This window comes from Vibrio sp. 10N.261.52.C11 (assembly GCF_041471405.1).
GTDB lineage: Bacteria > Pseudomonadota > Gammaproteobacteria > Enterobacterales > Vibrionaceae > Vibrio > Vibrio crassostreae_C.
Genome location: NZ_JBFROI010000009.1, coordinates 79,212 through 93,026, shown reverse-complemented (window position 1 = coordinate 93,026; position 13,815 = coordinate 79,212). Strand labels below are relative to the sequence as shown.

Below are 13,815 nucleotides of genomic sequence, written 5' to 3'. Positions count from 1 at the left end.
GGAAATAATTCATTATTCATAAAAAGACCGCAGCATTTGCCACGGTCTTTTTCAAACAATACGCTAAGGATTAACCTTTTTGTACCGCAGCAACTTCGTCAGCGAAGCTCATTTCAGCCGCTTTCTCGATGCCTTCACCAACTTCTAGACGTACGAAGTCAGATACTGAAGCGCCTTTCTCTTTCAGGATAGCGCCAACAGTTTGCTTAGGCTCCATGATGAAAGCTTGACCAGTTAGAGAGATTTCGCCCGTGAATTTCTTCATACGGCCAACAACCATTTTCTCTGCGATTTCAGCTGGTTTGCCTTCGTTCATAGCGATTTCAACTTGAACTGCTTTTTCTTTAGCAACTACGTCTGCTGGTACGTCTTCTGGGTTTAGGAACTCAGGACGTGATGCAGCAACGTGCATTGCAACGTGCTTAAGCGTTTCAGCTTCGCCTTCACCAGCAACAACAACACCGATTTTCTCGCCGTGACGGTAAGAAGCTAGTGCAACACCTTCAACGAATTGTACGCGACGGATGTTGATGTTTTCACCGATCTTAGTTACTAGTGCAATACGCGCTTCTTCAAATTTAGCTTGAAGAGCAGCGATTTCTAGACGTTCTGCTAGAGCAACTTCAGCAACTTCGTTAGCGAATGCAAGGAAACCTGCATCTTTAGCTACGAAATCAGTTTGGCAGTTAACTTCAAGAAGAGCAGCTGCGCCGTTTGCTTCTTTGATGATGATTGCGCCTTCAGCAGCAACGTTACCAGCTTTTTTAGCTGCTTTCGCTGCGCCAGATTTACGCATGTTTTCAATTGCTAGCTCGATGTCGCCTTCAGCAGCAACAAGTGCTTTTTTACATTCCATCATGCCCGCAGCTGTGCGTTCACGAAGTTCTTTAACTAGAGCTGCAGTTACAGTTGCCATTCTCTATTCCTCAGTAAATTCTAAAAAAGATAAAAAACAGGGGCCTAATTAATTGGCCCCTGATATTGACTGTATTCAGTCCGTTAAGCCACCGATTATGACCGCTTAATATGAACTAAATATGGCTCAGAGCCGCTATTATTCAGCTTCTACAAAACCGTCTTTTTCAGCAGCTACAGCAGCAACATCTTTGTTACGACCTTCTTTAACCGCGTCTGCAGCAGCGTTTAGGTAAAGCTGTACTGCACGGATTGCATCATCGTTACCTGGGATAACGAAGTCAACGCCGTCTGGGTTAGAGTTAGTATCAACTACAGCGTAAACTGGGATACCTAGGTTGTTTGCTTCTTTAACTGCGATGTGTTCGTGATCAGCATCGATTACGAATAGAGCGTCTGGAAGGCCGCCCATGTTCTTAATACCACCAAGAGATTTCTCTAGCTTCTCCATTTCACGAGTACGCATTAGAGCTTCTTTCTTAGTAAGCTTGTCGAAAGTACCGTCTTGAGCTTGCGCTTCAAGTTCTTTCAGACGCTTGATAGACTGACGAACAGTTTTGTAGTTCGTTAGCATACCGCCTAACCAGCGGTTGTTAACGTAGAACTGGTTGCTGTTGATAGCAGCTTCTTTAACAGCTTCAGATGCAGCGCGCTTAGTACCAACAAAAAGAACTTTACCTTTCTTCTCGCCAACTTTAGCAATTTCAGCTAGAGCGTCGTTGAACATTGGTACAGTTTTTTCTAGGTTGATGATATGTACTTTGTTACGAGCACCAAAGATGAATGGCTTCATTTTTGGGTTCCAGTAACGAGTTTGGTGACCGAAGTGAACACCAGCTTTAAGCATATCGCGCATTGATACAGTTGCCATTTTAAAATCCTCTATGGGGTTAGGCCTCCACATCCCCCATGAATCCGACCCCTAACAACTAACCACTTTTCAGCCGTTATCTATGTTGTTGAGGCACCCCGGAACATGTGTCGGAATGTGTGTGATTTAAAGAAATAAGTTAGTGGACACAAAGCTTGTTTCGCCAAGTGGAGAAAACAGTCCTGATGTCCGGCGCGCTTTATACCATATTTTGTCTATCTATGGCTAGAAAAAATTCTAAAAATGGCGACTGCTATACTGAACCGTGGCGGCGAATTTCCTCTGTAAAATAGTGTCCTATTCAAATCACGCTGCACCATTAAACCGAACATTATCCACTCAGATTGAGCAGTATCCACCAATATTGTACGGACATGGTAATGTTGCGCTAAAATGCTGCACTGATAGAATAGCCCCAATATGCACACTTAGGTGCTACCAAATTAAGAGATATGCAATGGCTGTAAAAATTAAAACTGCTGAAGAAATCGAAAAAATGCGCGTTGCCGGCAAACTGGCCGCTGAAATTCTAGAGATGATTGAACCTCACATCCAAGTAGGTACAACGACAGAAGAACTGAACAAAATCTGTCACGAGTACGCTCTAGAAAGAGGCGCATACTCAGCACCACTTGATTACCACGGTTTCCCTAAGTCAATCTGTACGTCTATCAACCACATCGTGTGTCACGGCATTCCAGCATCACAAGATGAGACAGGTAGCACAGGTCAATTCAAACCTGCAGTATTGAAAGATGGCGATATTCTAAACGTTGATATAACTGTGATTGTTCCTGATGATGAAAATGCAGACCTAAGCGTTCGTCCACAAGGTTACCACGGTGACACCTCTAAGATGTTCCTAGTGGGTGAGGTTTCACCTGCAAACAAGCGTCTGTGCATGGTTGCTCAAGAAGCACTTTACGAAGGCATGCGCCAAGTTAAGCCAGGTGTTCAACTTGGTCAAATCGGTACTGCTATCGAGAAGTACATCAAAACAAACAACAAGAACAACCCACGCGCTAAGTTCTCTATTGTTAAAGATTACTGTGGTCACGGCATTGGTTCTGAATTCCACGAAGATCCACAAGTAGTTCACTACAAGAACAGCGATCGCACCGTGCTAAAAGCAGGCATGTGCTTCACTATCGAGCCAATGATCAACGCGGGTAAGTTTGGCTGTCGTCTTGATGACGAAGATAGCTGGACAGTATACACAGCAGACAGCAAGAACTCGGCTCAATGGGAGCACACTCTGGTTGTAACTGATACTGGTTGTGAAGTACTAACACTGCGCAGCGATGATACAATCCCACGTATCATGAAGAACGCTTAGTTCACCGAACTGAGCGCATCAGCCTTTTAAAAATATCCTCGCCGCATTGTCGAGGATATTTTTTATCCACTCAATTTCGATTTTCCATCAGCTTCTGTTAAATTGTTTACTATTCTCATTTGCTTGCACGGATAGCAGACTATGCCTTATCAATGCCCTCTTACGTTCAATGACGAACAAATTGAAATCTGCGAATTAAAAAATCAGCTCGAGATCTTCACGCAGTATCAAAAAAATGAATTTCTGAACCACCATCCCGTCACCGATTTGGTTCTACTGCGCTCCGAATACATGGATTTACTTCTCAATCGTTTGTGGGAAAATTTCGGATTCAACAAACTGCCACATATTTCCCTTGTCGCAGTGGGTGGATATGGTCGAGGTGAACTTCACCCGTTATCGGACATTGATATTCTCATTGTCTCGCAAAAAACGCTTCCACCAGCTCTTGGTGAAAAGGTCAGTCAATTCATTACTCTACTTTGGGATTTAAAGCTCGAAGTTGGCCATGCTGTGCGAACTATTGCTGAGTGTCTTGATATCGGCACCGATGATTTAACCGTCGCGACTAACCTACAAGAGTCACGCTTACTTTGTGGCAGCGAAGACACCTTCCAAGAGCTGAAACTAAAGATTCATTCCGATTCATTTTGGCCTAGTGAGACTTTTTACAAAGCTAAAATTCAAGAACAAAGAGAGCGTCATGCTCGCTACCACGACACCACTTACAATCTAGAGCCAGATATCAAATCAACTCCAGGCGGCTTAAGAGATATTCACACACTGAGTTGGGTAGCTCGTCGACATTTTGGTGCGACATCGTTACTAGAAATGAGTAAATACGGCTTTCTTACCGATGCTGAATATCGCGAGCTCGTTGAGTGCCAAGATTTTTTATGGCGTGTTCGCTTTGCATTGCATATTGAACTGCGCCGTTACGACAACCGTTTAACGTTCGCACATCAAGCTCAAGTCGCTGAGCATCTAGGTTATACTGGTGAAGGAAACCGTGGCGTCGAGATGATGATGAAAGAGTTCTACCGAACACTTCGTCGTGTAGCAGAGCTCAATAAGATGCTACTTAAACTGTTCGATCAAGCGATCATCAATGGCGGTGAGACCCAAGAAGCTGAAATTCTTGATGACGATTTCCAGCGTCGAGGTTCACTGATAGAGGCGCGTAAGCCTGCACTGTTCCAAGCACGGCCAGAAACGATTCTCGATATGTTTATCCATATTGCCAATGACTCGACTATCGAAGGGGTAAGTCCACCAACACTGCGACAACTGCGTACGGCACGCCGTCGATTGAACCGATTCCTGCATACCATTCCTGAAGCTCGTGACAAGTTCATGGATCTAGTTCGCCACCCTAATGCCCTGCACAAAGCCTTTAGCTTAATGCACAAATTGGGCGTGCTCTCTGCGTACTTACCGCAGTGGAGCCAGATCGTTGGTCAGATGCAGTTTGACCTATTCCATGTTTACACCGTGGATGAGCACAGTATCCGCCTGCTCAAGCACATCAACCGCTTTGGTCAAATCGAAAACCACGATAAGCACCCTATCTGCTGTGAAGTCTATCCTCGAGTACAGAAGAAAGAGTTGCTGATCCTTGCCGCTATCTTCCATGACATCGGCAAAGGCCGCGGCGGAGACCACTCTGAGATAGGTGCGGTTGAGGCTTACTCTTTCTGTATTGAACACGGGCTATCGAAGCCTGAAGCCAAACAAGTCGCGTGGTTGGTACAAAATCACCTATTGATGTCAGTAACGGCTCAACGTCGTGATATCTACGACCCAGATGTGATCACCGAATTCGCCAAAAAAGTGCGTGATGAAGAATCACTCGAGCTACTGGTTTGTTTAACCGTTGCCGATATCTGTGCGACTAACCCTGAGCTATGGAACAGTTGGAAACGAACCCTGTTAGCTGAGCTGTTCCACTCAACGCAGCGAGCACTGCGCCGCGGCTTGGAAAACCCTGTCGATGTCAGAGACCGTATTCGTCACAACCAACAAATGGCATCAGCACTGCTGCGTAAAGAAGGCTTCACCGCTCGTGAGATTGAAGTGTTGTGGCAACGCTTTAAGGCCGATTATTTCTTGCGTCACACACATAAACAAATCGCTTGGCACTGTGAGCACTTACTTCGCCTAGAAGACCCAAGCCAACCGTTAGTGCTGATCAGTAAGAAAGCGACGCGCGGTGGCACAGAAGTGTTCGTTTATTGTAAAGACCAAGCAGCACTGTTTGCGACCGTGGTTGCCGAACTCGACAGACGTAACTTTAACGTTCATGACGCGCAGGTCATGGTTAGCAAAGATGGTCATGTTTTGGATACCTTTATCGTACTAGACCAGCACGGCGAAGCGATTGATGAAGCAAGACACAAAGCCGTTGCTAAACATCTGACTCATGTATTGACTGATGGCCGCCCGACTAAGATTAAGACGCGTCGCACGCCACGTAACTTGCAACACTTTAAGGTCAAAACCTTAGTTGAGTTCCTACCAACCAAGAGCAAGAAACGTACCTTGATGGAGTTAAGAGCTCTTGATACGCCGGGGTTATTGGCTCAAGTCGGTGCAACCTTTGCGGAGCTAGACATCAACTTGCACGGTGCCAAAATCACCACCATAGGTGAGCGAGCTGAAGATTTGTTTATTCTGACCAGTGAAGCGGGAGGAAGGCTGTCTGAAGAACAGGAACAAGCGCTAAGAGAAAGGTTAACTGAGCATGTTTCAGAACTCGCACCTTAGAAAGCTAATTTAGTGCTAGAAGTAAGTTATGACTAGGAAACAAGTTTAGCTCTAGGAACAGCTTTAATAGCCAAATAAGTGTGGGCAAAGATAGAGAGCGATCTTGCCCACAACTTACAATCAATTCACAGATATCAACTATCTAGCTCGTCGTTAGGCTGCTACATTGATCAAGTCAATTACATAAAAGTATTACATTCATAACCTAGAGGTCGCTTATGTATCCAAACCTCACTGGCTTAGGTATCCACGAACCTAAACAGATTGAACGTTACTCCCTTCGCCAAGAAGCTCATAAAGATATCCTGAAGATTTACTTTCGTAAGCAGAAAGGTGAACTTTTCGCGAAAAGCGTTAAGTTTAAGTACCCACGACAAGTAAAAAGTGTGCTTGTTAGCGGTGGCAATAATCAATACAAAGAAGTGACTGAGATTAACCGCAACCTCACTCTTGTGATTGATGAGCTCAACAAGATCACCAAACCGACGCCAACCGCTGAGGTCGATGTGAAGCAGAAGATCCTTACCGACTTACGCCACTTAGAGAAGGTTGTATCAAGTAAGATCGCAGAGATCGAAGCCGATCTAGAAAAGCTGAAATGATCCCGCGATGAGCGACTAACTAACATTAGTTTTACCGCTAAGATTGCATAGACACAAAAAGGGCTGATATCACTATCAGCCCTTTATTTTTATTCTATTTTCTATGTTTACTAAACGCCTGGTCTTTACTTAGACGACCGTGCTTCAGCATTCACCAAGCTGGTATCCCACTCAAAGGTTTCAAACAACCTTAGCCATGTTTCATCTAGGCTGGCCTTCATTACTAATTCTTTCTTTGTAAAAGGGTGGATGAAGCGCAATTCAGAAGCATGCAGTAACAGACGGTGTGAATCTAAATCGTCACGGAACAGTCGGTTGTGCTTACCATCACCATGTGAAGTATCGCCAACGATTGGATGTCTTAGATGAGCCATGTGACGGCGCAGCTGATGTTTACGTCCTGTCTTCGGCATCATCTCAACTAAGCAATAACGACTGGTAGGAAAACGACCTGTTGAATACGGCACTTCTACTTTTGCTAGCGGTTCATAGACTGTCACTGCCTCTTGCGCTTCTTTGTCTTCTTTCGCGAACTTATCTGCGATCTTATCCAGCTCAACCTTAAGTGCATAATCGAGCGTATCGCCCTCTTCTATCCAACCACGGACAATCGCATGATAGGTTTTTTGCATCTCATGATTAGCGAACATTGGCATCACCTGTGAAGCAACCTCACTCGACAACGCAAACACCAACACACCCGATGTCGGTCTGTCTAAGCGATGCAATGGAAATACATGCTGACCAATTTGATCTCGCAGTGTCTGCATAACAAATTGAGTCTCGTGTTTATCGAGCCATGAGCGGTGTACTAGCATGCCGGCTGGCTTATTCACCGCGACAAAGTACTCATCTTGATAAATGATCTCTAACATTACGCACATACCTCATCAATACTCTGAATCGTCACTAGCAGTTCAGCTTTTTCTGCCTCATTTTTCCATACTTCACCAAAATAAGGATGAATCGCAAAGCCTCTCGGTAGGCTCATTTGGGCATCCATCATTGCGTTGATCTTTACGATAAAGATCCACTGCAACCACTCTTCTGGCTGTAGCGAGTCAATCGCAAAAGGCTCAACGCTCGCTAGAGCTTCATCCGAAGGCGGAAGCGTGCTCCATAGCGAACATTGGCGCATTTGTTCTTCTAGTTGTTGAAGTAAAAGAGGTAACTTTGTGGCTGCTGTCATTTTTCACCAAGTTATTTATCTAGTGACCTTGAAATTGGGGCATAGAGTACCATCTATTTAGGAAAGAAAGTTAGGAGCTTTATTACTATGGAAACGATTCACACGCTCACTCAGTTACTAAAGAATAGCGGTTGCCAGTACGATATCTACGACCTAGGTCGCCGTATTCAGAAGATCGACAACACCTTATTCTCTGATGTTGAGCAAGGGAAACAGCCGTACCCATTTCCACTTCAGAAACAAGCTCACTTAGCGATTAGTTACTGGAACGAACACAAGCAACCTTGGATCTGGTTCCTAAAATTCAAACTGGACGAAAGAGGCCTATTACATCAAGGTGATGTCGGCAATTTCCTTAAGTTTGTTATCGAAGCGATGGGCACACGTTTGAACGGTGAGATCAGCGAAGAGCAACAACAAAAGCTGTCAAACAACCCATATACCTTCAAGCCTTCAGAAGACAAAATGGCCGTGTTCCATAGCCAAGTAAGAGCAGGTTTAGACCTTGCAACGAGCCAATACTACGAACACGCTCAACACTACTTCACAGGCGATCTAGGCTGGGACAACTGGAAAACCGTTGGCCTACAAGGCATCACTGATATGTGTGCTCGTTTAGGCAGCCAACAAAATGGTGTCGCGATTCGCAAAGCATTGAATAAGCTGCCTTCAGAACCTCTATACGCGACTCTCGGGGCGCTTGAGCATACGCAAATCAATGACAAGCTCGCTCAACGCTTACAAGAAATGGCAGAGAATGAGATTAACAGTCAAGAGCCAGATCTGTTCTTACTGTCAGCACTGGTACGTGCCCTTTCTGGCGCAGAGCAAAGCACAACCAACGCCGTAATTAACCAAGTTCTGGCTAGCCCGCGCTTAAGCCACCAAGAAGTATTGATTGGTTTGGCTGGTCGCAGCTGGCACGCACTGCAAGATCCTGCGATTGCTGAGCAGTTCTTGCTGCGTCTCGCACAAACGGGCAACCAAAACTTGTTCAATCAGTTATTTGCAGATTTAGTGATGATTCCGACACTGAGAATGGTATTTTTACCATTGTTGAACTCGAACCCATCACCAGAACTCGCCAATGCACTTGTAGAATTACAACAAGCGGCTAAGTCGCAATAGATACCAGACAGAACAGCTCAGTAGCTCATAACAAAAAGCTCAAATCACGAACGGAATAGAGAGATAAAAGGAAGTATGGATTAAATGATAGATAACTTATTGGCTATTTTGATGCTGTGCTTCTTTTGCTTTCTGTTTTGGCAACAGCGCAGGCAATCCGAGCTTGCGAAAGCTGCCATTGCGAGAAAATGTAAAGAGCTCGACTTACAGCTATTAAGTGTTGCCTTTAGTGGTCATAAACTTAAGATGCGCCATGAGCTCACCACCATTTGGCGCTGGCACACCGTGTATCAATTTGAGTTTTCAGCGTTAGGTGATGACCTGTACCAAGGGAAACTGACCATGGTGGGCTTCCGTTCTATGCGGTTTGAGCTACAGCCTCATAGAATGTAACGTCGCAATACGCGGTATAACTATATTCATGATAAGGGCCAAACTGATCTTGTTTGGTCTCTTTAAATGCAAAGCCTAACTTTTCAAGTAACTTAATTGATGGGTTATGACCAACATTAACGGTCGCGACAACATTCGTTAGGTGTTCTTCAAAACAAACCAAACTAAAGAAAGGTTTTAGCACTTCACTAGCAAGGCCTTGATTCCAAAACTCCTTGTCCAGAATAAATCCCAGTTCATGCTTCCCTTCTTCAGACGAAACAAACAAATGCCCGAGGTATTCGCGGGTTTGGTTGTGGATAATGGCTCGGCAAAAACCAACGTTGTCGTTCAGTATTTCTTGAAATAGGTGTTTTGCAGAGGCAATAGAATGCGGCCCGTTCATTTCAGCACGATTGATGGGGCAGCAATTCAACTTGATAAAGTCATGTTCTAACTGCTCGGTATAAGGTACCAACAGCGTTCTTGAGGTTGCTATCGTCATAAAACACTCCTTGTGTTGACCATTAGCAGAAAAGCAGATGTCGCGTGCTTAGATAAAAGCTCCTGAATTAAAGAGAGCCCCTAGATAGAGAAAAAGCCTTAGGAAAAGAAAAGCCCCGACACCGAAGTGTCAGGGCTAGGGTCTTACTCGCAGCAGTCCGGCTACTAATTAATGCTCCATGCATCATCCATAATAGTGGCTGTAATCCTTCAGCTCTTTCCTTTACTTCGCCGTCCTAGCGGTGTCCAATCATCCTGAAAGCTAACAATCCTAGTTAGCGCACATCACTTGTTCCGTGAGCGGTGTCCTTTACATCGTCCTGATGCTAATCCAACCCTTTAATCCTAAAGGTGTCCATTGTCATTCCGTTGCAGCTAACTTCCTGTTAACTGACTGTATCCCTACAATGTCCTTACGCTCCATGCTTGATCACTCAATCCTAAGTAACCAAATCTTCATCCTGAAGATAACCAAATCCTTGGTGCTTTCCTGTTCCGTGTCAGAATCCTTCCGACAAGGTTTAATTTACGCGATTTAGGATTTCGGACAATAGATTTGCATCACATTTTGAATTCAAGAAAGTTGTTAATTATATAAAACAATTAAAATTCAACACCTTAACCATGTGCACATCAATCTCTCTAGCGATGTATTCGTGTTATCTCACAACCTTTGTAAGAGATCTCTCACAAGCCATGGGCGGTTTTATGATTCGCTATCATTCACCAGAGCGAGTAAAATGACTAAAGACTAAAAATGGAGATCAACATGCTGACAAAAGATGTTTCTGAAGAGTTGAAATCAGTGCTTAAAGGACTGCAAGCGCAAGGGAAAGAGCCGACAGTTGCTTTAGTTAAGGCTCGTATGAGCACATCCGTTCCGATGCCCGCTTTAATCACGACCATCAAGAGCTGGAAAAGCGCAAATCGTGTTCCTAAAGTTGAAGTCGCGACACAAGAAGAGCCAGCACTTGATCGTGTTAGCCAACTGGAAAAGCAAATCCTTGAACTCACTGCTCGCGTTGCCATGCTTGAAGCTAAACTAACTGATCAATAAGGCAACTGAGCAATAAGTTGACCGATAAATAAGCTAACAGAGAAATAGAACACTATGAAGATATGGGTTGATGCGGACGCTTGTCCAAAGGTTATCCGAGAAACAATCGTACGCGCAGCTGAGCGCACAGGGGTTGAATGTACCTTTGTGGCAAACCATCTGGTTCCCGTTCCTAAACGCAATAACATTCACTCAATTCAAGTGCCAAGCGGGTTTGATATTGCTGATGATGAAATCGTAAAGCGCACTGAACCCGGCGATCTTGTGATTACATCCGATATCCCTCTGGCTGACGAAGTGATCACTAAAGGTGGGCAAGCACTCAGCTCTCGTGGTGAGCTTTACACCAAAGAGACCATTAAAGCGCGTCTGAACATTCGTGACTTTATGGATACCATGCGCTCAAGTGGCATCCAAACGGGTGGACCAAGTGCCCTTTCTCAAACCGACCGTCGTGAGTTCGCAAACCACTTAGATAGAATTCTAGCCAAACGCTAGCTGGCTCATCCGAGCTTAACCTAGTTCTATCTCTCCATAAAAAATCAAAAAACCTGCAAACAATGCAGGTTTTTTTAATATCAATTAGAAGAAGGTTTCCCCTACTCTACAACTAAGGCGTGTAGTACGTTGCAGCGCCTGGACCTACTGGTAGACCGAATACGAATACCCATAGGTAGAACAAGATGCTCCAACCAAACATGAATACCATTGAGTAAGGCAACATTGTCGCGATCAGTGTACCGATACCTAGGTTCTTCATGTAGCGAGTTGCTACGGCAAGGATAAGACCGAAGTAGCTCATCATTGGTGTAATGATGTTGGTTGTTGAATCACCGATACGGTAAGCCGCTTGAATCGTTTCAGGTGCGTAGCCTACTAGCATTAGCATTGGAACGAAGATTGGCGCTGTTACTGCCCACTGTGCAGAAGCTGAACCGATCATCAGGTTAATGAAACCACACATTAGGATGAATGCGAAGAACAACATTGGACCCGTTAGGCCGATATCCTGAAGGAATGTTGCGCCGCCTACAGCAACCACTTGACCAAAGTTCGTCCACTTAAAGAAAGCAACAAACTGTGCAGCAAAGAATACAAGAACGATGTACATGCCCATTGAAGACATCGACGTTGCCATTGCATTAATCACATCACGGTCATTCTTCATTGAACCGGTAATTTTGCCGTAAACAAAACCAGGAATAGCAAAGAATACAAAGATAAACGCGACGATACTTTTCAGGAATGGAGAGCCTGAAATCGTGCCCGCCTCTGAACGTAGAACACCGTCAGCAGGAACAACAGTCCAAGCTAAAAGCGCACTCACGATTAATACAGCGACACCCGCCAATCTAAGGCCTTTCTTCTCAATAGCAGTAAGCTTACCCATTGAGTCATTTGAAAGATCTTCAGACGCGTCTTCGACATTGTATTTACCCAGTTTAGGTTCAACAATCTTCTCTGTTACCAATGCGCCGGCAATCGAGATAAAGAAGGTCGAAATAAACATGAAGTACCAGTTTGATTCAGGGCCAACAGAGTAAGATGGATCAAGCATTTGTGCTGCTGTTTCTGTGATACCAGAAAGCAGTGGATCAACCGTACCGATAAGTAGATTTGCAGAATAACCACCAGATACACCAGCAAATGCTGCCGCTAGACCTGCTAATGGGTGACGACCCAATGAGTGGAAAAGCATTGCTGCAAGAGGGATAAGTACTACGTAACCCAGCTCTGAAGCCGTGTTAGAGATAATACCGGCAAATACCACGGTTACAGTAACCATGCGCTGAGATGCGCCCATTACCATGCCGCGCATTGCCGCAGATAATAGACCTGAGTGCTCAGCAATCGCAACACCTAGCATTGCAACAAGTACAGTACCAAGTGGCGCAAAGCCAACAAAGTTCGAAACTAGATTCGTTACGATGAGTTGTAAGCCTTCAGCATTAAGTAAGCTTACAACGTGGATCATACCATCAGCAGCACGACCACTAGCACCTTCAGGGCGAGGGTCCATGACAGACACTTCAAAGTAACCAGCAATACCTGAAGAAACTAGGATTGCGACACAGAAGATAGCAAAAAGAGTGATTGGGTGGGGTAAAAGGTTCCCCAAATATTCAACGCTGTCTAAAAAGCGTGTGAAAATAGGTTTTTTTGGTGCGTTGTTTTTTATTGAAGCAGATGAACTCATCTGTTCCCTCCTTGTGTAGTGATTCCTGTGCAATTGTGACAAAGATGTTCAAATTGCCAGCGAAGGGTACGCGACAAAAATATCAATTAGAAATTCAAAATGTTACAAAGTGTGTAACAAACGACGACTTTTAACTTTATTTGAACAATTAATTAGCAAATAAATCTATATTAAACACAAAAACTAGATTTATAATTTACAACAACGCATTCACTAGAAATATAACTCACAATATAACCCATTGATTCACTTGAAAATAAAATACATCGTACGTTAAATACACACTCGATATCCGGTTAAGTTCCTCTCGAAGGAAAAGAAAAACAGACAAATGAATGAAGTTTGACTTTCCCCTCGTTTTTACACACATGTCACATCATATTGACGGTTATTTTTGAACCGCTTTAAATCTTGGATTGGATTTACAGATCACATAGTGACGCCCTCTACGCTTAACTATCTGGCAATCAGGGTGACGGCTTTTCGCACTTTTAAGTGATTTAACAACTTTCATTATTTAGCTCCCTTACCTAATTGACCAAAACGACGAGTGAAGTTCGCAACGCGTCCCTCTTTATGTAGCACTCGTTGTTTGCCCGTATAGAAAGGATGCGACTTTGGCGACACCTCAATCGTGAAGTAAGGGCAAGTATTGCCGACTTCCCATTCGATAGTACGGTCTGTTTTTAGCGTTGAGCCGATTAAGAAGTACTCATCGACACTGGTGTCATGAAAAACCACGGGACGGTAATCTGGATGGATATTCGGTTTCATTGTATTCCCCTTAAATAACCAACTTGATATGTTATAACACTACAAGTGACAATTGTTATCAAAAGAAAAACAAGCGATTTTATGATATTTTTCCGTCTTAATCGTAA

The 13,815-nt window shown here is 44.2% G+C and carries 15 protein-coding genes; 7 read left to right on the top strand and 8 right to left on the bottom strand.

The window, feature by feature from the left end; genetic code table 11:
* Nucleotides 1-70 precede the first annotated feature (70 nt).
* Nucleotides 71-916: a translation elongation factor Ts gene (gene tsf, locus AB4323_RS02735; protein ID WP_372151554.1), complete on the bottom strand. Its 846-nt coding sequence runs from the start codon at nucleotides 914-916 to the stop codon at nucleotides 71-73.
* Between the two features lie 138 nt (nucleotides 917-1,054).
* On the bottom strand, nucleotides 1,055-1,786 hold the full coding sequence (gene rpsB / locus AB4323_RS02730) for a 30S ribosomal protein S2 (protein WP_009847420.1): 732 nt from the start codon (nucleotides 1,784-1,786) through the stop codon (nucleotides 1,055-1,057).
* A 457-nt stretch (nucleotides 1,787-2,243) separates the two neighbouring features.
* Here rpsB and map point away from each other — a divergent pair, with 457 nt between their 5' ends.
* The 3 genes from map to AB4323_RS02715 all read left to right on the top strand — a co-directional run bounded on the left by map (nucleotide 2,244) and on the right by AB4323_RS02715 (nucleotide 6,487).
* A complete protein-coding gene (gene map / locus AB4323_RS02725) occupies nucleotides 2,244-3,122 on the top strand; it encodes a type I methionyl aminopeptidase (protein WP_065583997.1) in 879 nt (292 codons plus the stop codon).
* Nucleotides 3,123-3,263: 141 nt separating this feature from the next.
* Nucleotides 3,264-5,885 carry a bifunctional uridylyltransferase/uridylyl-removing protein GlnD gene (gene glnD / locus AB4323_RS02720; RefSeq protein WP_372151552.1) on the top strand — a complete coding sequence of 874 codons (2,622 nt, stop codon included), beginning with the start codon at nucleotides 3,264-3,266 and terminating at the stop codon, nucleotides 5,883-5,885.
* A 218-nt stretch (nucleotides 5,886-6,103) separates the two neighbouring features.
* Nucleotides 6,104-6,487, top strand: coding sequence for a DUF3461 family protein (locus AB4323_RS02715; protein WP_004734354.1), 384 nt, complete (start codon nucleotides 6,104-6,106; stop codon nucleotides 6,485-6,487).
* A 125-nt stretch (nucleotides 6,488-6,612) separates the two neighbouring features.
* Here AB4323_RS02715 and truC read toward each other — a convergent pair whose 3' ends face one another.
* Complete coding sequence (truC, locus tag AB4323_RS02710; RefSeq protein WP_372151550.1) at nucleotides 6,613-7,362, bottom strand: tRNA pseudouridine(65) synthase TruC; 750 nt, start codon at nucleotides 7,360-7,362, stop codon at nucleotides 6,613-6,615.
* The gene (locus AB4323_RS02705; RefSeq protein WP_372151548.1) at nucleotides 7,362-7,676 is read right to left on the bottom strand and encodes a YqcC family protein; all 315 of its coding nucleotides are present in this window, start codon (nucleotides 7,674-7,676) and stop codon (nucleotides 7,362-7,364) included. The genes truC and AB4323_RS02705 overlap by 1 nt, the downstream gene beginning before the upstream one ends.
* Nucleotides 7,677-7,763: 87 nt before the next feature.
* On the opposite strand from AB4323_RS02705, the gene AB4323_RS02700 reads away from it, so the two are divergent.
* Nucleotides 7,764-8,804 (top strand): DUF3549 family protein, encoded by a 1,041-nt coding sequence (locus tag AB4323_RS02700; RefSeq protein ID WP_017060747.1) that lies wholly within the window; start codon nucleotides 7,764-7,766, stop codon nucleotides 8,802-8,804.
* A gap of 84 nt (nucleotides 8,805-8,888) precedes the next feature.
* Complete coding sequence (locus tag AB4323_RS02695) at nucleotides 8,889-9,197, top strand: DUF3301 domain-containing protein (RefSeq protein ID WP_017060748.1); 309 nt, start codon at nucleotides 8,889-8,891, stop codon at nucleotides 9,195-9,197.
* Here AB4323_RS02695 and AB4323_RS02690 read toward each other — a convergent pair.
* The gene (locus tag AB4323_RS02690; protein ID WP_017060749.1) at nucleotides 9,163-9,681 is read right to left on the bottom strand and encodes a GNAT family N-acetyltransferase; all 519 of its coding nucleotides are present in this window, start codon (nucleotides 9,679-9,681) and stop codon (nucleotides 9,163-9,165) included. The two genes, AB4323_RS02695 and AB4323_RS02690, sit on opposite strands and share 35 nt — an antisense overlap.
* 768 nt (nucleotides 9,682-10,449) lie before the next feature.
* Here AB4323_RS02690 and AB4323_RS02685 point away from each other — a divergent pair.
* Complete coding sequence (locus AB4323_RS02685) at nucleotides 10,450-10,737, top strand: hypothetical protein (protein WP_372151546.1); 288 nt, start codon at nucleotides 10,450-10,452, stop codon at nucleotides 10,735-10,737.
* Nucleotides 10,738-10,791: 54 nt separating this feature from the next.
* Nucleotides 10,792-11,235, top strand: coding sequence for a YaiI/YqxD family protein (locus AB4323_RS02680; protein ID WP_017063355.1), 444 nt, complete (start codon nucleotides 10,792-10,794; stop codon nucleotides 11,233-11,235).
* 112 nt (nucleotides 11,236-11,347) lie between these two features.
* Here the strand turns inward: AB4323_RS02680 and AB4323_RS02675 are convergent, their stop codons facing one another.
* The 3 genes from AB4323_RS02675 to AB4323_RS02665 all read right to left on the bottom strand — a co-directional run bounded on the left by AB4323_RS02675 (nucleotide 11,348) and on the right by AB4323_RS02665 (nucleotide 13,708).
* Nucleotides 11,348-12,934, bottom strand: coding sequence for an AbgT family transporter (locus AB4323_RS02675; protein ID WP_010436458.1), 1,587 nt, complete (start codon nucleotides 12,932-12,934; stop codon nucleotides 11,348-11,350).
* A 388-nt stretch (nucleotides 12,935-13,322) separates the two neighbouring features.
* On the bottom strand, nucleotides 13,323-13,448 hold the full coding sequence (ykgO, locus tag AB4323_RS02670; protein ID WP_010436457.1) for a type B 50S ribosomal protein L36: 126 nt from the start codon (nucleotides 13,446-13,448) through the stop codon (nucleotides 13,323-13,325).
* The gene (locus AB4323_RS02665; protein ID WP_136982694.1) at nucleotides 13,448-13,708 is read right to left on the bottom strand and encodes a type B 50S ribosomal protein L31; all 261 of its coding nucleotides are present in this window, start codon (nucleotides 13,706-13,708) and stop codon (nucleotides 13,448-13,450) included. The genes ykgO and AB4323_RS02665 overlap by 1 nt, the downstream gene beginning before the upstream one ends.
* Between the last annotated feature and the right edge of the window lie 107 nt (nucleotides 13,709-13,815).